The following is a 24310-nucleotide window of genomic DNA, read 5'->3' as shown; positions in this document are numbered from 1 at the left end:
TATAGCTCGCATAAGCTTTTATCCCCATTAAGCTTATTATTCGGGGTATAGCGCAGCTTGGTAGCGCGTGCGTCTGGGGGACGTGAGGTCGCAAGTTCGAATCTTGCTACTCCGACCACATTAAGTAATATAAATTAGCCATTTACAGAGTAAACAAAAACTCTTAAGTGGCTTTTTTGTGCCTATTAATATTCGTCTAACCTATATCTAACGCATGTCTAACAAAAATCCACTTTTGTTAATTTCAAACCTTAGTGTTTTGCACTTAATTATAGAAACCCAAGGGTATCGTCACTAGTGCCCTATTCTTATGCCGTTAACAATTAATTTTCGGTATATCTCGCCACTTACTGGTAAAGCTCGGGGAAAGAAATTCACGTCGCATATGCCATTTTTCAATGCGGCCCTGCGCTGCTAGCTGTAATGTTTCATTACCGTAACGATTATTTATACCGTCGTAGCAGTGCATTAATTTAGGGTCGTCACTATTTGGCCAGAATAGATCCTGTTGTTGAAACTGGCTATTTTCAAGTTCAATAGCGCCTACACCGCAGCGATAGAAATTAACACCACTGGCATAAATACGATTAAAAACCGTTGATATGGCATTGGCAATACTGAGCGTGTTATCAGTTGCAATGCTAAATTCATAAATAATAGATTGATTGTAGTAGTTATCATCATGAGGTGAACTTGCTGCAAAAATTGCTAGGCGTTTTACCCGAGAATGCTGTTTTCTTAATTTTCGAGCTACAATGACTCCGTGGCTGACCAGTGCTGTTTTTAATTGATAAGTTTCATTAATACGCTGTCCAAAACTTCTCGTTGAAAAAATTTCTTTTTTGGGTTGTTTTACCTCATCCCAATGAATACAAACAATACCGTTAAGCTCATTAACGGTTCGCTCAACCAGTACGCTAAACTGGCTGCGCATAGCTTTAGGTGACTGATTGGCTAAATCCCACGCGGTAGCAATACCTAATACGTTTAAACGTTTGCCTAATCGGCTACCAATTCCCCATACGTCAGTTACTGTCATTTTTGATAACACGTCTTTGCGTGATGCTATATCGTCAACCACCGCAACCCCGTTATAACCCGGTAACTTTTTAGCCGCATGGTTAGCCGCTTTGGCTAACGTTGGTGTCGAGCCAAATCCTACACCAACGGGTAAGCGTGTTTCTTGCCAAACAGCACGGCGTATGTCGTGACCATATTGCTGCCAATCCATAATAATTTGATTATATTTTTTGAATTGTAAAAATGACTCATCAATCGAGTATACATATTGGTTATCACAGAAACGCCCAATAACATTCATCATTTTTTCGCTCAAATCTGCATATAGCTCGTAATTTGACGAGCGAATAACCACATTATGTTTTGCCAAGAAATGTTTAATTTGAAAGTAAGGTTTAAACTTAGGTATACCTAAACGCCTGCCTATGGGGCAAACAGCGCAAATACAGCCATCGTTATTTGTTAGTACGACTACGGGCCTATTACGAATTAAAGGGTCAAATACCTTTTCACAAGAGGCATAAAAGGATACCGCATCAACTAACGCATACATGCGCTCAGCTCCCTTGCTGGTCGATGTAATCGTATTGAGCGCGTAACAACGCCTTCTATTTGAAATTCATCTTCTGGGGTAATGTTCACAGGTTTATGCTTGAACGAGGCAGATAATAATCTAGCGTTCTTTTTATCAATAAGTTTGCACGTAAAACAACCGTTGTAGTTAGCAACAATCACGTCTCCGTCTTTTACTGTTTCACCACGGTCGACGAGTAATAAATCACCATCGAAAATACCTAGCTCTTGCATTGAGGCCCCCTGTGCTAAACCGATAAACGTTGCATCTGGGTTTGAAATTAAAAGTTGATCAAGTGATAAGCCAAGCTCTTTATATTCAGCTGCAGGAGATTCAAAGCCAGAGATACCGGCCTCAATATAAATCGGAATAACTTTCATAACACACAACCAAAACTGTACATTTATACAGTATAATTTATTATGCAAATTTGAGGAAGCTTTATATTATATGTCGTTACAAGTGTGTGGATAAATATACTGCAACGCACTAGGCGAAGTTACGTTATACCTAATGTGAGTTTAAAAATAATATACAGTGGTTACGCATCAACAACCCCTGTTTCAAAAAATGGTTACATACATAGCTTGTTAGAAGTCAATATAATCGCTAAAATTACGCTATAACATCTATCATTCGGTAAAATAAAATGAAATCGATCAATATTATATGGGTGGTGATGTTACTTTCATTATTGTTCAATGCAGCCAACGCAGCAGAAAAGTTAACGGTAGTATTTGGTGGTAAATTAGCGCCTTGGGTTCTATCTGACACCAATGAAGGTATTATTATCGATCTATTAAAAGCAACAATGAAGCCCTTGGGTTATGAAATACAGCCATTGTACCTCCCTTATGCTCGTCGAATTAATGCCTATAAAACAGATGAAGTTGATGTGGTATCTGACATGAATTTAAACACGATCAACGAACACGGTTTAAAAGGTTATCTTTCAGATACTGCCTACGCTTACGAGAACTTTGCCTTTAGCTTACATAAAAATAACTTTGAATTTAACGAATTAAAAGATCTTAAAAACCACAGTTTACTTTCATGGCAAGATGCTGCTATTCATTTAGGTGAAGCATACGCTAATATGGCAAATAACCACTCGAGTTATAGCGAAACATTTGATCAATTAGTACAAGTTAAAATGCTGTTTTTAGAGAAGTTTGACGTAGTACAAATGGATGCGCACATTTTTGATTATTACCGCGTTCAAATAATCAATAACCGCAAAATTAATGCCGCTCAACAAGTCGATCGTTTTGGGCTATTTGGTGCAAGCCCTAATGGCTTTTTATTTAAGTCAGAAGCCTTACGTAATAAGTTTAATACACAATTACGACACCTTAAGGCTACAGGTGAATATCAAAAAATATTTGATCGCTACTTAACGCTCGATAACGCAAACGCTGAACAACCAGACAAGGTAAAAGCATTCAATTAATTGCTATTTAAGAGTCTACACAGCTTTAACTCATTGACCTGAAAAAGTCATTTACCCTTGCACCTGCACACATACCTGCACTTAAACTTTAAGAAAGTAAGGTATAGCAACTAAAATTACGCCAACAATAAGCAGCATAGTAACGCTAGACATAAAGTATGGAAATACAAATAAAGCTAGCCCGGTGCAAAGCGGCACAATCGCTTTTTGTTTTCTACCATACATGAAATAACCTATACCAATACCACCAAATAAAACGCTCCAAAGCATTATTGAAGAACTATCCATATAACATCCCTTTTTAAGTTATTAACCAACCTGTAAAGAACCAATAACTATTGTTTTAGTTTATCTAGTCGATTGGTTTGTGTTTTCTATGCATAAAAAAAATCCAATACCTAGGTATTGGATTTTTTTGAAGCTGACATTAATTAACCAACATTAATGTTAGTACAACCTTTCATATAAGGTTGTAAAACGGTTGGTACGTTAACGCTACCATCTGCTTGTTGGTAGTTTTCAAGTACCGCTACTAACGTACGACCAACAGCAAGACCAGAGCCATTAAGTGTATGTACAAGTTCTGGCTTATTGCTTTCACTGCTACGATATCTCGCTTGCATTCTACGTGCTTGGAAATCGCCCATATTTGAACAAGAAGAAATTTCACGGTAAGTATTTTGCGCAGGAAGCCATACTTCAATATCAAACGTTTTAGTTGCACTAAAACCAATATCACCCGTACACAACACTACTGTACGATAAGGTAATTCTAATTTTTCAAGAATTTTTTCTGCATGACCCGTTAAGTCCTCTAAAGCTTGAAAAGAGTCTTCTGGCTTAACAATTTGCACCATTTCAACTTTGTCGAATTGATGTTGGCGGATCAAGCCGCGAATGTCTCTACCATAAGAACCTGCTTCACTTCGAAAACACGGTGTATGTGCACACATTTTTATTGGCAAGTCACTTTCTTCGATAATTTCATCGCGCACTAAGTTAGTTAACGGTACTTCAGCGGTTGGAATTAAAGAAAGCTTTTTGTTGTTTAATTCGGTATGGAATAAATCTTCACCAAATTTGGGTAATTGGCCCGTACCGTATAAAGAGTCATGATTGACTAAGTAAGGTACGTACATTTCTTGGTAGCCGTGCTCTTCGCTATGCACATCTAACATAAATTGGGCTAATGCACGGTGCAACTTAGCAATTTGACCGCGCATAACGGCGAAACGAGTACCAGCAAGCTTTGCTCCACTTTCAAAGTCTAAGCCTTTGTCTAATGCCGTAGCAACGTCAACATGGTCTTTTACTTCAAAATCAAATTCACGTGGCGTACCCCAACGTTTAATTTCTACGTTGTCGTCTTCGCTAGCACCGGCAGGTACTGACTCATGAATTAAGTTTGGTATTGCTGAGGCAATAAAATCAATTTTCGCAAGTACTTGAGTTTGTTCTTCTTTTGCCGCTTCTAGCTCATCACCCAGCTTACTCACTTCGGCCAATAAAGGCTGAATATCTTCGCCACGGGCTTTAGCTTGTCCTATAGATTTAGAACGAGTATTTCGCTGGTTTTGTAAGTCTTGCGTATTCATTTGGATAGCTTTACGTTGCTCTTCTAACGCCATTAGTTCTGCGGTATCTAACGTATATCCACGTTTAGCAAGTTCAGCTGCGGTGTTTTCTATATCTGTTCTAAGTAGTTTTGGATCAAGCATGATATGTCACGTGTTTTCTTTGTTATTTACTTGTTAAAAATAGATACAATATACATGCCTAACGCTGCTGCAAAAATGCATAAGCAAACATTAAGTAAAATGTTTATTGTCGCTTTAAATATGTCACCTTGTTGAATTAATAACAACGTGTCTAATGAGAAGGTTGAGAAAGTGGTAAATGCGCCTAAAAAGCCAATACCAATAAGTGTTCGATAAACACTTACTTCAATCACACCTTGTTCAATTAACCCATAAAGTGCTCCCATGATCAGGGATCCGGAAATATTAACCGCCAACGTAGCAAAAGGGAATCCTTTTCCGAGCCAATTTAAAATTAATTGTGAAATATAAAATCGAAAGCTCGCACCAAAAGCGCCACCTAAGGCAACAAATAGATATAAAGTGAAGTTACTAATAGTGTTAGTCATATCGGCGTTGGTCAGATTGTTGGTTTAACTGGTTTAAATAATTTAGTTTCTCACGCAATTGTTTTTCAAGACCACGGTCGGTGGGTTGATAAAGAGTTGTTTGGGCGATTTCTTCTGGAAAGTAATTCTCGCCTGCAGCAAAGCCCCCAACTTCATTATGAGCATAGCGATACTCTTCACCATGTCCTAACTCTTTTGTAATAGCACTGGTAGAATTTTTTAAATGCAATGGCACGTCAAGATCACTGGTTTCTTTTGCTAAGGCTTTTGCTTGTGAAAATGCCATATAAACGGCATTACTTTTCGGTGCAAGTGCCATATAGACCGTAGCTTGGGCTATCGCGCGTTCACCTTCGCTTGGACCAACCCGTTGAAAGGTATCCCAAGCGTTTATTGCTAATTGCATAGCACGAGGGTCAGCATTTCCAATATCTTCACTGGCGATAGCAAGAAGACGTCGTGCAACATAAAGTGCATCGCCGCCACCGGTTAAAATACGTGCATACCAATACAGTGCAGCATCGGGATCTGAGCCTCGAACCGATTTATGAAAAGCACTAATGAGATCGTAAAAAGCATCACCGCCTTTGTCATAAAGGGCAATTTTATTACCTGCTACTTGAATTAGCTGCTCTTTACTGAGTATTTGTTGGTTATTTTCAACCTTGGTAATTTCTAAACAATTTTCAAATAAATTTAATAACCTACGTGCATCACCATTGGCTAAAGCAATAAGTTGTTTTTTAGTGGCTTCATCAATAATGATATCAAGTTGAGTGCTGTTTGTTTGATAAGTTATCGCACGAGTAAGTACATTACTTAGATTAGCTTCGCTGAGTTTTTTTAAAGTATAAACACGGGCACGCGATAAAATAGCCTGATTGAGTTCAAAAGCAGGATTTTCAGTTGTTGCACCAATAAAAATAATGGTGCCGTCTTCAATATGCGGTAAAAATGCATCTTGCTGGCTTTTATTAAATCGATGTACTTCATCAACAAAAAGTACCGTCCTGCGTTGTTGATGGGTTGCGCGACTTTTTGCATTTTCAATAGCTTGGCGAATATCTTTAATGCCTGATGTTACTGCAGACACTCGTTCAATATCGGCATTAGCATGATGTGCAATAATTTCTGCTATGGTGGTTTTTCCAGTGCCTGGCGGCCCCCAGAATATAATAGAATGTACTTTACCTTGCTCTATAGCCAAGGGTAATGGCATACCTTTAGCTAGTATGTGTTCTTGGCCTTCATAATCTGCGAGCGATTTAGGTCTTAATTTAGCCGCTAAGGGTTTAAAACGGTCATCTTCAGCAAACTCTAGTTCGAGTGAGCCGTTAGCGTTGGTCATCTAAATAAACACCTTCAGGGACGGTAAACTGGAATAAACTCGATTCAGGTTTTGTATTTTTATCTTCAAGGCTAATAACACTAAGCTGCCCTGTTGCGTCTAGAATATTAAACGCTGAAAGTTCAACTTTCTGCGCATTGCCGGTAAAGCTAAGCTCTAAACTTTTAACGCGCGAGTTTTCATTATTTGCCGTGACCAAATAACGATTATTCGTTAACTGGCTTACGGTGTAATCTTGCCATAGTTGCTCATTGTTACTGGTAATTAATAAAATAGGCGTATTGGCTATCGCGCTTTCTAAAGTGTAAACACTGACCTGTTCAACAAAGGGATCATAAAACCATAAATTTTCGCCATCTGATACTATCAATGACTCATCAGGCATTAGGGTCTGCCAATGCACTAAATTAGGCTTGCTGACAGAAAGTGAACCACTGCCTTGTTGTAATTCATTACCTGCTTCATCAAATATGCGTTGAGTAAAATCTGCGCTGAAAAAGTCAATTTTCGCTAATTTGGCCATTAACTCACTTTTGTGATCATTGGCTTTATTCATTACCGATACATCAACTGAATACTCTACTGTGCCGTTATCTGTTAGTTTTTTGGTTAGATCTACTGGCTTGGTAATTTTAGTATGATCTGGATTAACCTTTATAGAATGAACATCCAAATTGTCATGACTTACCGCTAAACTAACCGTTGAAAATACCGCACTACATAGCGTTGCAATGGCAACGCTATTTTTTATTAATTTAATCTTAAATAGCATGTTAGTGTTCCTTAATTGGCGGTGGCGCTAACACTTCTCGTGCGCCATTATTACCTGGTCTGCTTACGACACCATGTGATTCCATTTGTTCAACAATACGTGCAGAACGGTTGTAACCAATTCTAAATTTTCTTTGGATGCTAGAAATTGACACTCGACGACTTTCTGTAATAAAAGCTAATGCTTCATCATACAATGTATCTATTTCTTCTTCACTATCGGCATCTGCTTGCTCACCTGGTAGTAAAATATCTTGTTCTGAATCGCCTGAAAGGATCTCTTCAATGTAATTAGGCTCTGCTCTTGATTTCCAATCGTTAACTACTGCGTGAACTTCGTGGTCGTCAACAAAAGCACCATGAACACGAATAGGTACGGCTTCACCAGGCGGTAAATAGAACATATCACCCATGCCCAGTAATTGATCAGCACCTTGTTGATCAAGAATAATACGAGATTCAATACGCGATTGTACTCTCAGTGCCATACGTGTTGGAATATTAGCTTTTATTAAGCCCGTAATAACATCGGCTGACGGGCGTTGAGTCGCTAAAATTAAGTGAATACCAGCAGCACGTGCTTTTTGAGCAATTCGAGCAATAAGTTCTTCAACTTTTTTACCTACTATCATCATCATGTCAGCAAATTCGTCAACAATAATAACAATCGAAGGTAGCTTTTCTAATGTTGGAGGCGTTTGTGTAAAGGCATCACTTGGCTGCCATAAAGGGTCTATTAAAGGTTCACCGGCAGCAATGGCTTTAGCCACTTTATCGTTATAACCTTTTAGGTTACGTACGCCAAGTTTAGACATTAATTGATAACGTCGTTCCATTTCTCCAACACACCAACGTAATGCATTCGCCGCTTCTTTCATGTCGGTTACTACTTCAGATAGAAGATGAGGAATACCATCATAAACCGATAATTCTACTTGTTTAGGGTCAATCATGATCATGCGTACATCTTCAGGAGAAGACTTATACAGAATACTGACTATCATGGTATTAACAGCTACAGATTTACCTGAACCGGTAGTACCTGCCACTAATAAATGTGGCATTTTAGCCAAATCAGCAATAACCGGTTGGCCAGAAATATCGCTACCGATAGCCATAGCTAAGTTTGATTTTGAAAGTGCAAATTTTTCACAAGAGATAACATCAGCGAAAAATACGGTTTCGCGATGTTTGTTAGGTAATTCAATACCAATAACTGATTTGCCTTCAATAACTTCAACAACTCGTACGCTTTTAGCCGATAAAGAACGTGCCAAATCTTTAGATAAATTGGTAATTTTACTGGCTTTAACACCTGGCGCTAAGTTTAGCTCAAAGCGAGTAATAACCGGTCCTGGGAATACACCAACAACTTCAGCCTTGATACCAAATTCCAACAGTTTTGCTTCTACTAAGCTAGACACTAAATCAAGTTGCTCTTGATCAATTGGGTTTTCAACTTTATCTTTTCTGTCTAACAAATCTAATGAAGGCATATCATTATAATTTGGCTCTGCCGGTTTATCTTTGTCTAATTGCTGATAAATTTTATCATGTAGGGTTGTAGGCTCTTCAACAACAATTTTTTCAACGGGCTCGAAAGCGGCAGCAATTTCATCATCGCTGACATGCTCTTGCACATTCATGGCAAGCGGCTCACCCATTAATTCATCTATATCAACATAAGGTTCATTGTCGCGAGAGTTATAAGCGCTGTCATCAATACTCTTGGCAATAAGACTGTCATGCTTAGCATCACTGATAGCTTCCATAGCGTCTTTGACTTCATCAGACTCTTTTTCAAAAGCGATGTAATGCTCTGGAACATTATCGTTTGAAGTCGCTTTAGTACTATTGAGTTTTTCAGCGGCTTGCTCAATATTTAATGATTGAGCTGTTACTGTTTCTTTTTCTGGGCTTGTACCTAAATGATGTTTAATAATCGCAGGTATAGTTAAACTATATTCAATAGCATTTATCGCTAACTCCCCTACTTTATCAATAGCATTAAGTAACGAAATGCCGGTTAACAAAACAAAGCCTGACCCACAAAATGTTACAAATAACAGTGTGCTACCAACAAATGACAAATAAGGTATCAGTGAGTTACTGAGTACGTCGCCTAAAATACCACCCGCAGAAAAATAAAAAACGTCGTCAAAATTCATGCTAGCTATCGAGGTTATACCAATATAAAACAAAATAAAGCCAATAAATTTTAAGCCTAATGTTAGGTAATCAAGTCGAATTAACTGGTGATACTTTTGAAATAACAACCAACCTGTTATCGCAATAACAAAAGGTAAGCTATAGGCAATTAACCCAAATAAATTTAACAGTAAATCAGATAAATATGCGCCAACTGCGCCACCTAAATTTCGGACAGGGTTTTGATAACCCGTTTGGGACCAACCGGGATCAGCGGGATCAAAACTAAATAATGCTAGCATGATAAACATAGCAAAAACGCAGGACACTAAAAGTCCGGCTTCGAGCAGGCGTTGAACGCCATTTAACTTTGGAGATGGAGAAGACAAATGCACACTCTTCTGAAAATTATCATTATAATAATGCTAAAATACCAAACATTAGCGATGAATAAAACGTAATACCGAATATTTACCGTGAATAATGGCTTTTAACGCTTTATAGGTAAGTGATTTGAGGATTTAACCTCTTCCATAACGACATAGGTTCTACTTTCACTAACCGCAGGCAACCTTAACAAGGTGTCTCCCAATAGTTCGCGATAAGCGGTCATATCTGCGACACGTGTTTTAAGTAAAAAGTCGAAATTTCCTGAAACTAAATGACATTCTTGAATGACGTCTAAGCCATGCACCGCTTTAGAAAAATCGTCAAAAACATCAGGGCTGGTTTTAGTTAGGGTAATTTCTACTATCACTAATAATGCAGCATCCAATTTTCTTGGGTTTAAAATAGCTTGATAACCAACAATAAATTGGTCATTTTCTAAACGCTTCACCCTTTCAAGACAAGGAGTAGCGCTTAAACCTACTCTTTTAGAAAGTTCAATATTGGATAAACGACCATTTTTTTGTAATTCAAACAAGATATTTTTATCTATTCGATCTATTTTTTTTGTCACTGCAGAATTCATATACAATCCACTAATAAAATAAACATTTACAGGATTATATCCTAACATCAACAAAATAACGACAGGTTAATTCGAGATAAAGTCACTATACTAGTTCCATATTTTACAACAGAGATAGAAACTATGATTATCGGTGTACCTAAAGAAATAAAAAACCACGAGTACCGTATTGGCTTAACTCCTGCTGGTGTTAAAGAGTTAGTTGTTAATGGCCATGACGTTATCGTTGAAAATAATGGTGGTGCAGCAATCGGCTTTGAAAATGAACAATACATCACAGCTGGTGCAAAAATTATTGATTCAGCAGCAGAGATATTTGCTACTGCTGACATGATCATTAAAGTAAAAGAACCACAGCCAATTGAATGTAAAATGCTTCGACCTGGTCAAGTACTTTTCACTTACTTACATTTAGCCCCAGATCCAAAGCAAACAGAACTACTTGTAGCTTCTGGCGCAACTTGTATTGCTTACGAAACGGTTACACAAAATGGCGGTGGTTTACCACTACTAGCACCTATGTCTGAAGTTGCAGGCCGTATGTCAATACAAGCAGGTGCACATGCGCTAGAAAAAGCACAAGGTGGCTTAGGTGCATTGTTAGGTGGTGTTCCAGGTGTTGCTCCAGCAAAAGTACTTATTGTTGGTGGTGGTGTTGTTGGTACGCAAGCAGCTCGTATGGCTGTAGGTATGGGTGCTGACGTTACTATTTTAGATCGTTCATTACCTCGTTTACGTCAGTTAGACACAGAGTTTGATGGTCGTCTTAAAACCGTTTACTCAACGGCTGATGCTATGGACCAACTTATTGTTGAAGCTGATTTAGTTATCGGTGCAGTCTTAATTCCAGGTGCAGCAGCGCCTAAGTTAGTGACAGCTGAACATATTAAAATGATGAAGAAAGGCGCTGTTATTGTTGATGTAGCCATTGACCAAGGCGGTTGTTTTGAAACATCTAAAGCGACTACACATCAAGACCCTACTTATGTAGTTGATGATGTTGTGCATTACTGTGTTGCTAACATGCCAGGTGGTGTTGCAAGAACATCAACAATGGCGTTAACCAATGCGACTATGCCATTTACTGTTACACTAGCCAACAAAGGTGCAAAACAAGCATTACTTGATGACGTACACTTAATGGCCGGTTTAAATGTTTTAGGTGGTAAAATCACTTACAAACCAGTGGCTGATGTACTCGGCTATGATTATGTTGCACCAGAAGTCGCTATAGCTACTTTATAACTTGTAACATCAAAAAATGTTTAAAGCCGCTTACATAAAGCGGCTTTTGTGTTTTTTAAGTATTTATAATTAGCAGCAACATTACAATTATCTAGGTGCATTTGTAAAAATAGCCTTGCAGTTTTGTCAAAGAAATTATTATTTATAATTATTTCTTTGTTGCTCTCTTGAGATAATCACTTAGAATCCCAACTATTAAGACATTAACATATTTTATTTTTGGAGTAGTTCATGAGCGAAGCAAGACATTGCCCGTTACTCATATTGGGTTCAGGCCCTGCAGGATATACCGCAGCAGTATATGCAGCACGTGCTAACTTAAAACCTGTGATGATCACCGGTTTACAACAAGGTGGTCAATTAACCACAACCACTGAAGTAGAAAACTGGCCTGGTGATGCAGATGACCTTACTGGACCTGCATTAATGGATCGTATGCAAAAGCATGCTGAAAAATTTGAAACTGAAATTATATTCGACCATATCAATGAAGTAGATTTCAGTGAAAAGCCATACAAACTAAAAGGCGACTCAGGTGTTTATACTTGTGATGCGCTTATTATTTGTACTGGTGCATCTGCGATGTACCTTGGTTTACCTTCTGAAGAAGCCTTTATGGGTAAAGGTGTTTCTGCCTGTGCTACTTGTGATGGATTTTTCTATAAAAATCAAAAAGTCGCTGTTGTTGGTGGTGGTAATACCGCTGTAGAAGAAGCTTTATACTTATCAAACATAGCTTCTGAAGTTCATTTAATTCACCGTCGTGATACTTTCCGTTCAGAGAAAATATTAACTAAGCGTTTAATGGACAAAGTAGCGAACGGTAATATCGTATTACACCTTGATCGTACATTAGACGAAGTACTTGGCGATAACATGGGTGTTACTGGTGTTCGCATTAAAGACATGAACTCTGATGCAACAGAAGAATTTGACGTAATGGGTGTGTTTATAGCGATAGGCCATAAACCAAACACTGATATTTTCAAAGATCAATTAGACATGAAAGATGGTTATATAACCATTCAAAGTGGTACTAATGGTAATGCCACACAAACCAGTGTTGAAGGCATTTATGCGGCTGGAGATGTTGCTGATCATATTTACCGTCAAGCAATTACCTCTGCTGGTGCCGGTTGCATGGCTGCATTAGATGCAGAGCGTTACTTAGACGCAAAAGGTAGTCACTAATCAATGACCCGAGCTATTCCTTGGATTACTTCGAATAGCTCGATTTTCCCTGATTTATCTACCGCTCTTACCGACCCCAACGGCCTACTCGCTTTCGGCGATGACTTATCACCTCAACGAATTTATCAAGCTTATCAAAATGGGATATTCCCATGGTTTAGTGATGGCGAACCTGTCATGTGGTGGAGCCCTGATCCACGTGGCATTATTAATATTTCACAACTTACGATTAATAAAACCTTAAAAAAGGTGCTTAAACGGGAAACCTTTACCGTCACACTTAATAAAGACTTTAATCAAGTTATTGCATTATGTGCTGATGCCCCCTTTCGTCAAGAAGAAACTTGGATTGTTGACCCTATGATAGCTGCTTATAAGTTATTACATGATCAAGGCCGAGCACACTCAATTGAAGTTTGGCATAACGAGCAACTAGTTGGTGGATTATATGGCGTAGCAGTAAATGGTTATTTCTCCGGTGAGTCAATGTTTTACAAAGAGAGCAACGCGTCAAAGATCGCACTTGTGTATTTGGCTAACTTACTTAAATCAATAAAAGTTGAATTTATAGATTGCCAAATGCTTAACCCTTTTTTAGCAGGAATGGGTTGCATTGAAGTTTCACGTCAACAATTTTTAAAACAGCAATCACTTGCAAAAACTATAAACCCACCAATAGAATTTTGGCAAACTAGACAGTTACTTTTAGATTAACGCTCTTATTGTTATTCAGCGATCAAAACTTTAAGTATGAATAACCGTTGAAATTTGTTAATAATGAGTGCTGATATAAAAAAATTTAATCGTGGTGAAAAATTTGAATAAAAATCTTAGTTGGTTAACGGTAATATTAATTGTATTTTATTCAAACTATGCATTTTCTTTCACTACCAATAATATTGAACAAACACTTAATCATCAAATTGCTATTAACCCAAAAGCTGTTTTTTATAAAATAGAATCTTTATTAGTCGACCCTGAAGTTACCGTTAACTTAAAAGCTAAGTTGATGGTGCTTCAATCAGAAATAGCTTACATCATTGACCAACCTGAAAATATTTTAAAATATTCAAAAGCAGCCTTAGCTACGGGTTTATTAACAGATACTTGGCATACCAGAGTACTGATTAGCCAATCTAGAGGGTACTTTCAGCGGGGACAATTCAATGAGTTTTTAGCTACTGCTAATATGGCGGTGATTAAAGCTGAACAATCAAGTTTATCGAATTACAAAATAGCGGCGTTAGTTGAAAGAGCCTATGCGTATAATTTGTTAGGTAATGATGATAAAGCAGTAAAAGATTTAACCCTTGCGATTAAATACTTAGAATTGATGCCTAATGTTTTTGATAAGGCAACAATTTTAGAAAGATATAGTGCTGTCAATAAACGGCTTGGAAAAATAAAAATTGCACTGAAATATCAACATCAAGCTAATGTTATTTATGAAAAAATAGATACACCTCATTACTTATCTATTGGGTATTATAACCTTGCGCGAATATATCAAGAAACTGAAAACTGGCAAGATGCCAGTGTTTGGATGTTAAAATCTTATCGACAAGCTTTAAAAGATAAAAATAAGCTCAATCAGGCTTTTTCATTGTCTAGATTATCAGAATATCAAAATAATTTAGGAAACTTCAAAGAAGCAAAAGAGTATTTAAATGAAGCTATTATTGCCGCAGATTTAAGTGCGTCAGAACGTGTAAAAATTCATGTTCGTAAAAATATGGCAAACATATTAGCTCAAAATAAAGAATTCATAGAGTGTAAAGTCTTACTTATTGAAACCATTGCGCTCGCAGAGGCTTATCAGATGCAAAGAGATAAAATTGAATTAATACATATGTTAGCTGAAGCCCACTATAGTCTCGGCGACTTTGAGTCTGCATATCTAACATTAAAATCGGCTAATTAATAATAAAAATGATCAAAGAATAGCGATTTTTAATCGTCTGATAGAGAAAGGTTTCGAGTAAAACATTCATGAGTACAAATTATAAGATAGGTATTACTAAATCGTTTCCTTGTAATTACCTACCCGAACAAGAAGAGCGGTTATTAATTGCTGTTGACGATGTTTTACATGACCGAGACCATTATGGTTGGCTAATGCAGCAAGGATTTAGACGCAGTGGCAACGATATTTACCGTCCCCATTGTATTGCTTGTCAAGCATGTAAGTCATTACGCGTATTAGTTAACGACTTCATCCCTTCAAAAAGTCAAAAACGTTTATTGAAACGTAATCAGCAATTTACTGTTTTAATAAGTAATGAAGTAAAAGCAAGTTACTACCCTCTTTATGAGAGCTATATTAATACCATTCATCATGATGGCAGTATGTTTCCAGCGTCTGAAGAACAGTTCAAAAGCTTTACTCAAAATAATATTACACCGCAATGCTACATTGAAATTTGGCATAAAGAAGCTTTAATAAGTGTTGCCGTAACGGATGACATCCCTGATGCTTTATCAGCTGTGTATACGTTTTATGATCCAAACTACAAAAAAGATGGCTTAGGTGTTTATTCTATTCTTAAACAAATAGATATTGCATCACAACAGAAACGACAATTCCTTTACCTCGGTTATCAGATTGAAGAGTGCAGTAAAATGAATTATAAAAACCGTTATACTCCTCATCAAATTTTAGTAGAAAATCAATGGCAAACCGTAAATAAATAACACTATAGCTTTACATTAGGGCTGCAATTCGGCATTATCTGCGCAGCTTTTTATTTACGCACTAATTTAGAGGTTCGGCGCCCAATGGCGAAAGAAGAAAATATTGAAATGCAAGGTACTGTTTTAGATACTTTGCCAAATACTATGTTCCGAGTTGAATTGGAAAATGGTCATGTTGTTACTGCACATATTTCTGGAAAAATGCGCAAAAACTACATTCGTATCTTAACTGGCGACAAAGTTACTGTTGAATTAACACCTTATGACTTATCTAAAGGTCGTATTATCTTCCGTGCTAGATAGAAATTTAAAGTTTTAGTTTTAAAAGCGCTTTAGCTTTCTATTAACAAAGCGTTTTTTTATAACTAAAATTTTTGTTATTGCCAATTTAAAAACAAAAAACCGAGCTAGCTCGGTTTTTTTATGTCTAAAAATTAGTCTGAAATTTAAGTCAATTTTTTTTCAACTGTGTTTATTGATAGTACGCAATAAACACATAAATGTGACTTAACATCTATGTGTTTCATGTCAGTCAAAAATTAATGCTCAACTAACTCTTTCTTAGATTCATAGTTAATAACTAATTTATCTTTCTTAACTGCTACTTTAGCTACACCACCCTGTGTTAATTCGCCAAAGAGCAATTCATTGGCTAATGGCTTCTTCAAGTGCTCTTGAATCAATCTCGCCATAGGACGTGCACCCATCGCTTTATCGTAGCCTTTGTTTGCCATCCATTTTTTAGCATCTTTAGTTATTTCTAGCGATACGCCTTTCTCATCAAGTTGTACTTGAAGCTCAACAATGAACTTATCGACAACTTGCTGAATAACTTCATCACCTAAATGATTAAACCAGACAATGTTATCTAAGCGATTTCGAAACTCAGGTGAAAATACCTTGTTAATTTCCTCCATAGCATCAAGACTATTATCTTGTTGTTTAAAGCCAATAGATTGCTTAACAGTGTGCTCTACACCCGCATTAGTGGTTAATACTAAAATAATATTTCTAAAATCGGCTTTACGACCATTATTATCGGTTAATGTGCCATGATCCATAACTTGTAATAATATGTTGTATACATCTTCATGTGCTTTTTCTATTTCATCAAGAAGTACAACCGCATGTGGATTTTTAATCACAGCATCAGTTAATAATCCACCTTGCTCATAGCCAACATAACCAGGAGGAGCACCAATCAAACGACTTACGGCATGCTTCTCCATATATTCTGACATGTCATAGCGCAGTAGCTCTACACCAAGTACTTTTGCAAGTTGTTGAGTAACTTCTGTTTTACCAACACCTGTTGGACCTGCGAATATAAATGAACCAATAGGCTTATGTTCATTACCTAAGCCTGCTCGAGATAAACGAATAACAGATGATAGTTCGTCAATAGCATGATCTTGACCGAAAACAACAAGTTTTAGATTACGATCGAGCGTTTTTAAACTATCAACTTCTGTCGACGATACTGATTTTTCAGGAATACGTGCCATTTTAGCGACAATATTTTCAATGTCGGTGTTGTTGATTGTTTTTTTACGTTTAGATGCTGCAACCAACTGTTGACGTGCGCCTGCCTCATCAATTACATCAATGGCTTTATCAGGTAAAAATCGGTCATTAATATATTTTGCTGAAAGTTGCGCTGCGGCTCGCAATGCACTATTGGTATATTTAACGCCATGATGACTTTCATATTTTTCTTTTAAGCCATGTAATATTTTAGTGGTGTCATCAACACTCGGCTCAACCACATCAATTTTTTGGAAACGACGAGCTAATGCACGATCTTTTTCAAAAATACTTTGGTATTCTTGGTACGTTGTTGAACCCATGCAACGCAGTTTACCTGATGATAATAAAGGTTTAATCAAATTAGACGCATCTAACATCCCGCCAGACGCAGCACCAGCTCCAATAATGGTATGAATCTCATCAATGAATAGAATGGCATTACCGTCTTGCTCAAGTTCCTTTAACAGTGCTTTAAAGCGCTTTTCAAAATCACCACGGTATTTAGTACCCGCAAGTAAAGCCCCCATATCAAGAGAATAAATGGTCGCATCTTTTAAAAATTCAGGCGCTTTATCTGATACCAGTAAATTTGCTAAGCCTTCAGCTATTGCTGTTTTACCTACACCTGCCTCACCAACAAATAAAGGATTGTTTTTTCTACGGCGACTCAATACTTGTAAAGTTCGTTCTAATTCGTTATCGCGACCAATAAGAGGGTCAATGCCCCCTTTCAAAGCAACTTCATTTAGGTTTGTTGAAAAATTATCAATCGTACGAGGTTCTTCGTCACCAGCAGGTGCTTGCTGATCTTCGTTATTAGCACCTTCTTGGTCAATTTTCGCGATACCATGAGAAATAAAGTTAACAATGTCTAAACGGGTAATGTCAGACTTTTTAAGGAAATAAGCGGCCTGAGACTCTTGTTCACTAAAAATAGCAACGAGGACATTCGCGCCATTAACTTCGCTTTTTCCTGAAGATTGCACATGAAAAACAGCACGTTGTAATACTCGCTGAAAACCCAGTGTGGGTTGAGTTTCTCGTTCAGCTTCTCCAGCAGGTATAACTGGCGTTGTATCAGCAATAAAAGCTAACAATTCTTTTCTTAAATTCGCGATATCTGCGCCGCATGCTTTTAAAGCATCGATAGAAGAAGGATTGTCTAACAATGCCAACAATAAGTGTTCAACCGTCATAAATTCATGGCGAGACTCTTTAGCCTGACGAAAAGCCATATTTAACGATACTTCTAAATCTTTATTCAGCATAAGATGCTCCAATTAAAATCTTGCGTAATTACGCTTTTTCCATAGTACATTTAAGCGGATGTTCGTTGCTCGTTGCGTAACTCAAGACCTGATCGACTTTAGTTTCTGCTACTTCAGCAGTAAAGGTACCACAACGCCCTTTCCCTTTATAATGAATCGCTAACATAACATCTGTCGCTTGCTCAGCATTCATATTAAAAAATCTACACAGTACATCAATGACAAAGTCCATTGGTGTATAGTCATCATTTAATAGCACAACTGTATACATTGGGGGTTTCTCAAATTTTTCAATAACCTCGTCATCAAGAACAGTTTGGTCGTCTATCAATTCTTTCCATTTACTCATAATTCTATATTAGTCTGTCAGTTAAATTTTGCTTAAGATTTAAAAAAATAATAACTAAAAACTCGAAATATGTGACTTAACACTTGACTATTTTTAATTATTATCTACGATTTACTTTGATGGCTAATTTTTCGTCATCTGTTGTAAATATTGATGCTTTAGATAATGCTTTGAGGAAAGCATACCTAATTACCGATGAATTTAGAAGGATGTTGAAGTATGGCTCACGGTACAGTTAAATGGTTTAATAATGCGAAAGGGTTTGGTTTTATTCGTCCTGAGGATGGTGGTGAAGATATATTTGCACATTATTCAACAATTCAAATGGAAGGATACCGTACGTTAAAAGCAGGACAGGATGTAAATTACGAGCTAAATGCGGGCCCTAAAGGTGATCACGCAGCAAGTATTACGCCATCAGAGATAGAAGCAGATTCTGACAACTAATGTAATAATTTACAGATAGAAAAATAAAAACACAGCAAATTGGCTGTGTTTTTTATGCTTAGTACTTTATAAAAAAATTACAAAACTCGTAAAACTAACTTTTACATGTTTTCAATTATACAATCACCAAACTCAGAACAAGTAACAAGTGTGGCATTGTCCATTAAACGTTCAAAGTCATAAGTAACCGTTTTTGCGTTGATAGCACCAGACATACCTTTTAAAAGCAAGTTAGCCGCTTCAGTCCAACCCATATGTCTAAGCATCATTTCAGCAGATAAAATAACAGATCCTGGATTCACTTTATTAAGACCTGCATATTTTGGCGCTGTTCCGTGTGTTGCTTCAAAAATGGCTACATCATCATTTAAGTTAGCGCCAGGTGCAATACCAATACCACCTACTTGAGCTGCTAAAGCATCTGACAAGTAATCACCGTTTAAATTTAGCGTAGCAATAACACTATATTCTGCTGGGCGTAATAAAATTTGTTGTAACATTGCATCAGCAATAACATCTTTGATGATAATTTCTTTACCCGTTTTAGGGTTTTTAAGACTACACCACGGACCACCATTCATTAAATCAGCACCGAATTCTTCTCTTGCTAATTCATAGCCCCACTCTTTAAAAGCACCTTCAGTGAATTTCATAATGTTACCTTTGTGCACTAAAGTAACAGATTCACGATCATTATCTATGGCGTACTGAATAGCTTTACGCACTAGCCTTTGTGTACCTTCTTTAGAAACAGGTTTAATACCGATACCACAATTTTCTTGGAAACGAATTTTAGTAACACCCATTTCTTCAGTTAAAAACTTGATCATTTTTTTAGCTTGATCAGTACCTGCTTGATATTCAATCCCAGCATAAATATCTTCAGAGTTTTCTCTAAAAATAACCATATCAACTTCGCTAGGTTTTTTTACCGGGCTCGGCACACCGGTAAACCATTGCACCGGTCTTTGACATACATACAAATCAAGTATTTGTCTTAAGGCAACGTTTAAAGAGCGCATACCACCACCAACAGGTGTTGTAAGTGGACCTTTTATTCCCACTTTATATTCTTTGAACATCGCTAAGGTTTCATCTGGCAACCAAGTTTCTGAATCATACATTTGCGTTGCTTTTTCACCGGCATAAACTTCCATCCAATGAATTTTTCTTTCGCTGCCATATGCTTTATTTACTGCAGCATCAACAACTTTCATCATAGGTGGTGTTACATCGACACCTATTCCGTCACCTTCAATAAAAGGGATAATAGGGTTATTAGGTACTTTCAACAGACCTTGTTCTGAGGTGATTTTGGCACCAGCACTTGGAATAATTACATGGTTCGACATACGAGATCTCCTAAATTTACTAATAAAAATAGCCGTTTGCTAGTTTCTTTTCCTTTAAACTAATAGAAAAAGTGCAGCGACACTAATACTGAAATCATGATAATTAGTATAACCGTCATGAATGATTAAACCGTTGCTTTAATTCAATTGCAAACTTTTATAGAAAAAAACTCATACCTATTTAAATATCGCTCGCGTTACAGGTTAAATTTAAGACAAAAAAAAGCTAGGCAATTGCCTAGCTTTTGACTGACTTTTTTAATTATAGATTAAAGCAAGTTTGATAAAATAGTATTAAGCGTTGCACTTGGGCGCATTGCTTTCTCTGCTAATTCAGCATCAGCAAAATAATAACCACCTATATCCATGCTTGGACCTTGAGCACTATTTAACTCTTCTACAATTTTTGCTTCTTGCTTAGTTAATGCTTGAGCAATAGCAACGAAACTTGATTTCAAGGTTTCATCCTTTGTTTGCTCTGCTAAGGCTTGTGCCCAGTACATAGCAAGGTAAAAATGTGAACCACGGTTATCCAATTCGTTAACACGACGTGAAGGCGATTTATTTTCTTGCAAGAACTTAGCTGTTGCTTCGTCCAACGTATCTGCCAACACTTGAGCTTTAGCATTACCTGTATTCACGCTTAAGTGCTCTAAAGAAGCCGCTAAAGCTAAAAACTCACCTAATGAGTCCCAACGTAAGTGGTTTTCTTTTTCGAACTGTTGTACGTGCTTAGGCGCTGAACCACCAGCACCAGTTTCAAATAAACCACCGCCATTCATTAATGGTACAATTGAAAGCATTTTGGCACTGGTACCAAGCTCTAAAATTGGGAATAAATCAGTTAAGTAATCACGTAATACGTTACCTGTTACTGAAATGGTATCTTCGCCTTTAGCAACGCGTGCTAATGTGTAATCACAGGCTTCAACTGGAGCCATTATTTGAATGTCTAAGCCAGCTGTGTCGTGATCTGCAAGATAAGTATTAACTTTCTTGATCATTTGCGCATCATGACCACGGTTTGCGTCTAACCAGAATATGGCTGGAACATTCGTTGCTTTAGCGCGTGTTACGGCTAATTTAACCCAATCTTGGATTGGTGCGTCTTTCGCTTGACACATTCTCCAGATATCGCCTTCGCTTACCGCATGTTCTAATAACGTTGTACCGTTATCGTCAACAACTCGCATTGTACCTTCACCAGACATCGTAAATGTTTTGTCATGTGAACCGTACTCTTCTGCTTTTTGTGCCATTAAACCAACATTAGGAACTGAGCCCATTGTTGTTGGGTTAAACGCACCATTTTCACGACAAAAATCAACTACCGCAGAAAATACACCCGCATAGTTACGATCAGGGATCATGAATTTAGTTTCTTTTTGAGTTCCGTCTGGTGCCCACATCATACCTGAAGCACGTAACGCTGCTGGCATAGAAGCATCAATAATAACATCACTTGGTACATGTAAATTTGTGATGCCTTTATCTGAATCAACCATAGCGAGTTCAGGACGTGTCGCGTAAACAGCATTAATATCTGCTTCAATTTCAGCTTTCTTTGAGGCTGCTAAACGGTCGATTTTAGCGTAAACATCGCCAATACCGTTATTAGCATCAACACCTAATTGGTTGAAAGTAGCGCCGTGCTTAGCAAAAACATCTTTATAAAACACTTTAACAGCATGACCAAACATTATAGGGTCTGATACTTTCATCATAGTGGCTTTTAAATGTAGAGATAGTAATACATTTTCAGATTTTGCTTTTTCAGTTTCAGTAGCAAAAAACTCAACCAACGCTTTTTTGCTCATAACTGATGCATCGATAACTTCTAAATCTAAAAGAGGTAAATGCTCTTTTAGTAAAGTAACGTCACCGTTTTGTGCAACAAATTCAATTTTAACGTTAGTTGCGCCATCAATGGTGACTGATTTCTCGCTACCATAGAAATCACCAGACTGCATATGTGCAACGTGTGATTTAGTCGTAGGTGACCATTTGCCCATAGAATGTGGATTAGTACGAGCATATTGCTTAACTGAACCAGGCGCACGACGATCTGAGTTACCTTCACGTAAAACCGGGTTTACCGCTGAGCCAAGAACTTTGGCATAAGTCAGTTTAATTGACTCTTCTGCTTCATTTTGTGGTTCTTCAGGGTAATTAGGTAAGTTATACCCTTTTGCTTGTAATTCTTTTATTGCCGCTTGTAACTGAGGTATAGACGCAGAAATATTAGGTAATTTAATAATATTGGCTTCAGGTGTTTTTGCTAATTCCCCAAGCTCAGCTAAAGCATCTTCAATACGTTGCTCAGGCGTCAAATATTTAGGAAAATTAGATATAATACGACCAGCCAATGAAATATCGCGAGTTTCAACATCAATAGCTGAAGAAGCAGTAAATGCTTTAACGATAGGTAAAAAAGAGTGCGTTGCTAAAGCAGGCGCTTCATCGGTAATTGTATAAATAATTTTTGATGTATCTGTGGTCATTTAAAATCCTTTGCTGATTTGCCATATATCGATAAAATGAATACACATTCATTTACGAATAATTATTCATTTTATCGATAAAAAATATTTTCGCGCGCATAATATAGGAAATCAAGGCGTATTAAAATAGATGAATTATTTTCAAACTAAAATTTACAGAGTCAACTTTCGTGGAATTAAAACAAAAACAAAAACTTACAAGCAAATACAAGCGCAAACCTCAAAAGGTACGACCAGTTGATTTCAAAGCCGAAATTGTACTTTTCAATAAACCCTTTGATGTTTTATGCCAATTTACCGATGATCAAAACCGAAAAACCTTAAAGGATTATGTTCATGTAAAGGATGTTTATGCTGCTGGTCGACTAGATAGAGACAGTGAAGGACTACTTTTATTAACTAATGACGGAAAACTTCAACATAAACTCGCAAATCCTAGCCAAAAAACGAATAAAACATATTGGGTTCAAGTTGAAGGTGTCCCAAAAGAGCATGATCTTGATGCGCTACGCCAAGGGGTAGAGTTAAAAGATGGCCTGACAAAGCCAGCAAAAGTTAACATGATTGAAGAACCCAATATTTGGCCTCGTATACCCGCCATACGTGAGCGCGCAGCGATTCCAACTTCTTGGTTAGCTATTACTATACAAGAAGGTAAAAACCGACAAGTTAGAAGAATGACTGCTCATATCGGTTTCCCAACATTAAGACTAATTCGCTATAGCATAGGTCAGTGGACTTTAGATGGTATTAATAACGGCGAATATAAGAGAATTATACATGACTGATCTGTTAACAAACCCACATGGTAGTGAGCAATTCAAACCCAATACGACTGTTGCTGTTGTTGTTTTTTGCCAAGGAAAATTTTTATTGGTTGAAGAGATAGAAAACGGGAATACTGTTTACAATCAACCTGCGGGTCATCTAGAAGCCAATGAAAACCTAATAAATGCAGCAATGCGCGAGCTTGAAGAAGAAACAGGCTTAACTTGCTCGGTCGATTACCTTAGCGGTATTTACTATTATTACCGACAGTCGATATCACTCTATTATTTACGATTTTGCTTTGTTATAGAACGTGAATCATTTGAAGAATGCCAACCACAAGATGAAGAAATTATTGCCTGTCATTGGTTAACATTTGAAGAGATTAAAGCAAAATCAAGTCAATTACGTAGTCCATTAGTGCTTGAATGCATCGAAGATTACCTCAGTGGTAAAAAAATACCATTAAGTCACCTAAAATCTAATCTTTAATCTATCATCAGGCTAAATGACCATGCTATAATTTCGCGCCATTTTCCAT

General features: G+C 37.3%; 23 protein-coding genes and 1 tRNA gene. 11 read left to right on the top strand and 13 right to left on the bottom strand.

Annotated elements, in window-relative coordinates; all coding sequences use genetic code 11:
• Positions 1-41 precede the first annotated feature (41 nt).
• A tRNA-Pro gene (locus tag DBO93_RS08950) sits at positions 42-118 on the top strand.
• Positions 119-316: 198 nt separating this feature from the next.
• Here DBO93_RS08950 and DBO93_RS08945 read toward each other — a convergent pair.
• Both DBO93_RS08945 and DBO93_RS08940 read right to left on the bottom strand, forming a co-directional pair.
• Complete coding sequence (locus tag DBO93_RS08945) at positions 317-1573, bottom strand: Y-family DNA polymerase (RefSeq protein WP_108456035.1); 1257 nt, start codon at positions 1571-1573, stop codon at positions 317-319.
• Positions 1561-1974: a S24 family peptidase gene (locus DBO93_RS08940; protein WP_108456034.1), complete on the bottom strand. Its 414-nt coding sequence runs from the start codon at positions 1972-1974 to the stop codon at positions 1561-1563. The genes DBO93_RS08945 and DBO93_RS08940 overlap by 13 nt, the downstream gene beginning before the upstream one ends.
• A gap of 269 nt (positions 1975-2243) precedes the next feature.
• Between DBO93_RS08940 and DBO93_RS08935 the strand changes: the two genes are divergently transcribed.
• Positions 2244-3044 carry a transporter substrate-binding domain-containing protein gene (locus DBO93_RS08935; protein ID WP_108456033.1) on the top strand — a complete coding sequence of 267 codons (801 nt, stop codon included), beginning with the start codon at positions 2244-2246 and terminating at the stop codon, positions 3042-3044.
• A gap of 81 nt (positions 3045-3125) precedes the next feature.
• Here DBO93_RS08935 and DBO93_RS08930 read toward each other — a convergent pair whose 3' ends face one another.
• The 7 genes from DBO93_RS08930 to lrp form a co-directional block, all read right to left on the bottom strand.
• Entirely contained in the window at positions 3126-3332 is a 207-nt protein-coding gene (locus tag DBO93_RS08930; RefSeq protein WP_108456032.1) for a hypothetical protein, read from the bottom strand.
• Between the two features lie 143 nt (positions 3333-3475).
• Positions 3476-4762 carry a serine--tRNA ligase gene (gene serS / locus DBO93_RS08925; RefSeq protein ID WP_108456031.1) on the bottom strand — a complete coding sequence of 429 codons (1287 nt, stop codon included), beginning with the start codon at positions 4760-4762 and terminating at the stop codon, positions 3476-3478.
• A gap of 26 nt (positions 4763-4788) precedes the next feature.
• A complete protein-coding gene (gene crcB / locus DBO93_RS08920) occupies positions 4789-5190 on the bottom strand; it encodes a fluoride efflux transporter CrcB (RefSeq protein WP_108456030.1) in 402 nt (133 codons plus the stop codon).
• Positions 5183-6538: a replication-associated recombination protein A gene (locus tag DBO93_RS08915; RefSeq protein WP_108456029.1), complete on the bottom strand. Its 1356-nt coding sequence runs from the start codon at positions 6536-6538 to the stop codon at positions 5183-5185. The genes crcB and DBO93_RS08915 overlap by 8 nt, the downstream gene beginning before the upstream one ends.
• Entirely contained in the window at positions 6525-7310 is a 786-nt protein-coding gene (gene lolA / locus DBO93_RS08910) for an outer membrane lipoprotein chaperone LolA (protein WP_108456028.1), read from the bottom strand. The genes DBO93_RS08915 and lolA overlap by 14 nt, the downstream gene beginning before the upstream one ends.
• 1 nt (position 7311) lies before the next feature.
• Positions 7312-9852 carry a DNA translocase FtsK gene (locus DBO93_RS08905; RefSeq protein ID WP_108456027.1) on the bottom strand — a complete coding sequence of 847 codons (2541 nt, stop codon included), beginning with the start codon at positions 9850-9852 and terminating at the stop codon, positions 7312-7314.
• A 95-nt stretch (positions 9853-9947) separates the two neighbouring features.
• A complete protein-coding gene (gene lrp, locus DBO93_RS08900; RefSeq protein WP_108456026.1) occupies positions 9948-10430 on the bottom strand; it encodes a leucine-responsive transcriptional regulator Lrp in 483 nt (160 codons plus the stop codon).
• 123 nt (positions 10431-10553) lie between these two features.
• Between lrp and ald the strand changes: the two genes are divergently transcribed.
• From ald to infA, 6 genes are all read left to right on the top strand, one after another.
• Positions 10554-11675, top strand: coding sequence for an alanine dehydrogenase (ald, locus tag DBO93_RS08895; protein ID WP_108456025.1), 1122 nt, complete (start codon positions 10554-10556; stop codon positions 11673-11675).
• A 231-nt stretch (positions 11676-11906) separates the two neighbouring features.
• Complete coding sequence (gene trxB, locus DBO93_RS08890; RefSeq protein ID WP_108456024.1) at positions 11907-12866, top strand: thioredoxin-disulfide reductase; 960 nt, start codon at positions 11907-11909, stop codon at positions 12864-12866.
• Positions 12867-12869: 3 nt separating this feature from the next.
• The gene (gene aat / locus DBO93_RS08885) at positions 12870-13580 is read left to right on the top strand and encodes a leucyl/phenylalanyl-tRNA--protein transferase (RefSeq protein ID WP_108456023.1); all 711 of its coding nucleotides are present in this window, start codon (positions 12870-12872) and stop codon (positions 13578-13580) included.
• 103 nt (positions 13581-13683) lie between these two features.
• Complete coding sequence (locus DBO93_RS08880; RefSeq protein ID WP_108456022.1) at positions 13684-14787, top strand: tetratricopeptide repeat protein; 1104 nt, start codon at positions 13684-13686, stop codon at positions 14785-14787.
• A gap of 68 nt (positions 14788-14855) precedes the next feature.
• Positions 14856-15557: an arginyltransferase gene (locus DBO93_RS08875; protein WP_108456021.1), complete on the top strand. Its 702-nt coding sequence runs from the start codon at positions 14856-14858 to the stop codon at positions 15555-15557.
• Between the two features lie 84 nt (positions 15558-15641).
• Entirely contained in the window at positions 15642-15860 is a 219-nt protein-coding gene (gene infA, locus DBO93_RS08870) for a translation initiation factor IF-1 (RefSeq protein ID WP_011043571.1), read from the top strand.
• Positions 15861-16096: 236 nt separating this feature from the next.
• Here infA and clpA read toward each other — a convergent pair whose 3' ends face one another.
• Positions 16097-18352, bottom strand: coding sequence for an ATP-dependent Clp protease ATP-binding subunit ClpA (clpA, locus tag DBO93_RS08865; protein WP_108456020.1), 2256 nt, complete (start codon positions 18350-18352; stop codon positions 16097-16099).
• A 28-nt stretch (positions 18353-18380) separates the two neighbouring features.
• On the bottom strand, positions 18381-18701 hold the full coding sequence (gene clpS, locus DBO93_RS08860) for an ATP-dependent Clp protease adapter ClpS (RefSeq protein ID WP_108456019.1): 321 nt from the start codon (positions 18699-18701) through the stop codon (positions 18381-18383).
• Positions 18702-18920: 219 nt separating this feature from the next.
• On the opposite strand from clpS, the gene cspD reads away from it, so the two are divergent.
• Positions 18921-19148, top strand: coding sequence for a cold shock domain-containing protein CspD (cspD, locus tag DBO93_RS08855; protein WP_108456018.1), 228 nt, complete (start codon positions 18921-18923; stop codon positions 19146-19148).
• A gap of 101 nt (positions 19149-19249) precedes the next feature.
• Here cspD and icd read toward each other — a convergent pair whose 3' ends face one another.
• Together icd and DBO93_RS08845 are read right to left on the bottom strand one after the other, a co-directional pair.
• Positions 19250-20500, bottom strand: coding sequence for an NADP-dependent isocitrate dehydrogenase (gene icd, locus DBO93_RS08850; protein WP_108456017.1), 1251 nt, complete (start codon positions 20498-20500; stop codon positions 19250-19252).
• 269 nt (positions 20501-20769) lie between these two features.
• Positions 20770-23001, bottom strand: coding sequence for an NADP-dependent isocitrate dehydrogenase (locus DBO93_RS08845; RefSeq protein ID WP_108456016.1), 2232 nt, complete (start codon positions 22999-23001; stop codon positions 20770-20772).
• 170 nt (positions 23002-23171) lie between these two features.
• Here DBO93_RS08845 and DBO93_RS08840 point away from each other — a divergent pair, with 170 nt between their 5' ends.
• Entirely contained in the window at positions 23172-23789 is a 618-nt protein-coding gene (locus tag DBO93_RS08840; RefSeq protein ID WP_239059154.1) for a pseudouridine synthase, read from the top strand.
• Complete coding sequence (locus DBO93_RS08835) at positions 23782-24261, top strand: NUDIX hydrolase (RefSeq protein ID WP_108456014.1); 480 nt, start codon at positions 23782-23784, stop codon at positions 24259-24261. The genes DBO93_RS08840 and DBO93_RS08835 overlap by 8 nt, the downstream gene beginning before the upstream one ends.
• Positions 24262-24310 lie beyond the last annotated feature (49 nt).

It is taken from the genome of Colwellia sp. Arc7-D, assembly GCF_003061515.1.
In the GTDB taxonomy this organism is placed as follows: domain Bacteria; phylum Pseudomonadota; class Gammaproteobacteria; order Enterobacterales; family Alteromonadaceae; genus Cognaticolwellia.
The sequence above is the reverse complement of the archived record's forward strand: the minus strand, read 5'-3'. Positions and strand labels throughout refer to the sequence as shown.

Bases quoted from the DNA above. Each gene is read 5' to 3' on its own strand.
- DBO93_RS08945 (WP_108456035.1), bottom strand. From the start codon at position 1,573: ATGTATGCGTTAGTTGATGCGGTATCCTTTTATGCCTCTTGTGAAAAG.
- DBO93_RS08940 (WP_108456034.1), bottom strand. From the start codon at position 1,974: ATGAAAGTTATTCCGATTTATATTGAGGCCGGTATCTCTGGCTTTGAA.
- DBO93_RS08935 (WP_108456033.1), top strand. From the start codon at position 2,244: ATGAAATCGATCAATATTATATGGGTGGTGATGTTACTTTCATTATTG.
- DBO93_RS08930 (WP_108456032.1), bottom strand. From the start codon at position 3,332: ATGGATAGTTCTTCAATAATGCTTTGGAGCGTTTTATTTGGTGGTATT.
- serS (WP_108456031.1), bottom strand. From the start codon at position 4,762: ATGCTTGATCCAAAACTACTTAGAACAGATATAGAAAACACCGCAGCT.
- crcB (WP_108456030.1), bottom strand. From the start codon at position 5,190: ATGACTAACACTATTAGTAACTTCACTTTATATCTATTTGTTGCCTTA.
- DBO93_RS08915 (WP_108456029.1), bottom strand. From the start codon at position 6,538: ATGACCAACGCTAACGGCTCACTCGAACTAGAGTTTGCTGAAGATGAC.
- lolA (WP_108456028.1), bottom strand. From the start codon at position 7,310: ATGCTATTTAAGATTAAATTAATAAAAAATAGCGTTGCCATTGCAACG.
- lrp (WP_108456026.1), bottom strand. From the start codon at position 10,430: ATGAATTCTGCAGTGACAAAAAAAATAGATCGAATAGATAAAAATATC.
- ald (WP_108456025.1), top strand. From the start codon at position 10,554: ATGATTATCGGTGTACCTAAAGAAATAAAAAACCACGAGTACCGTATT.
- trxB (WP_108456024.1), top strand. From the start codon at position 11,907: ATGAGCGAAGCAAGACATTGCCCGTTACTCATATTGGGTTCAGGCCCT.
- aat (WP_108456023.1), top strand. From the start codon at position 12,870: ATGACCCGAGCTATTCCTTGGATTACTTCGAATAGCTCGATTTTCCCT.
- DBO93_RS08875 (WP_108456021.1), top strand. From the start codon at position 14,856: ATGAGTACAAATTATAAGATAGGTATTACTAAATCGTTTCCTTGTAAT.
- infA (WP_011043571.1), top strand. From the start codon at position 15,642: ATGGCGAAAGAAGAAAATATTGAAATGCAAGGTACTGTTTTAGATACT.
- clpA (WP_108456020.1), bottom strand. From the start codon at position 18,352: ATGCTGAATAAAGATTTAGAAGTATCGTTAAATATGGCTTTTCGTCAG.
- clpS (WP_108456019.1), bottom strand. From the start codon at position 18,701: ATGAGTAAATGGAAAGAATTGATAGACGACCAAACTGTTCTTGATGAC.
- cspD (WP_108456018.1), top strand. From the start codon at position 18,921: ATGGCTCACGGTACAGTTAAATGGTTTAATAATGCGAAAGGGTTTGGT.
- icd (WP_108456017.1), bottom strand. From the start codon at position 20,500: ATGTCGAACCATGTAATTATTCCAAGTGCTGGTGCCAAAATCACCTCA.
- DBO93_RS08845 (WP_108456016.1), bottom strand. From the start codon at position 23,001: ATGACCACAGATACATCAAAAATTATTTATACAATTACCGATGAAGCG.
- DBO93_RS08835 (WP_108456014.1), top strand. From the start codon at position 23,782: ATGACTGATCTGTTAACAAACCCACATGGTAGTGAGCAATTCAAACCC.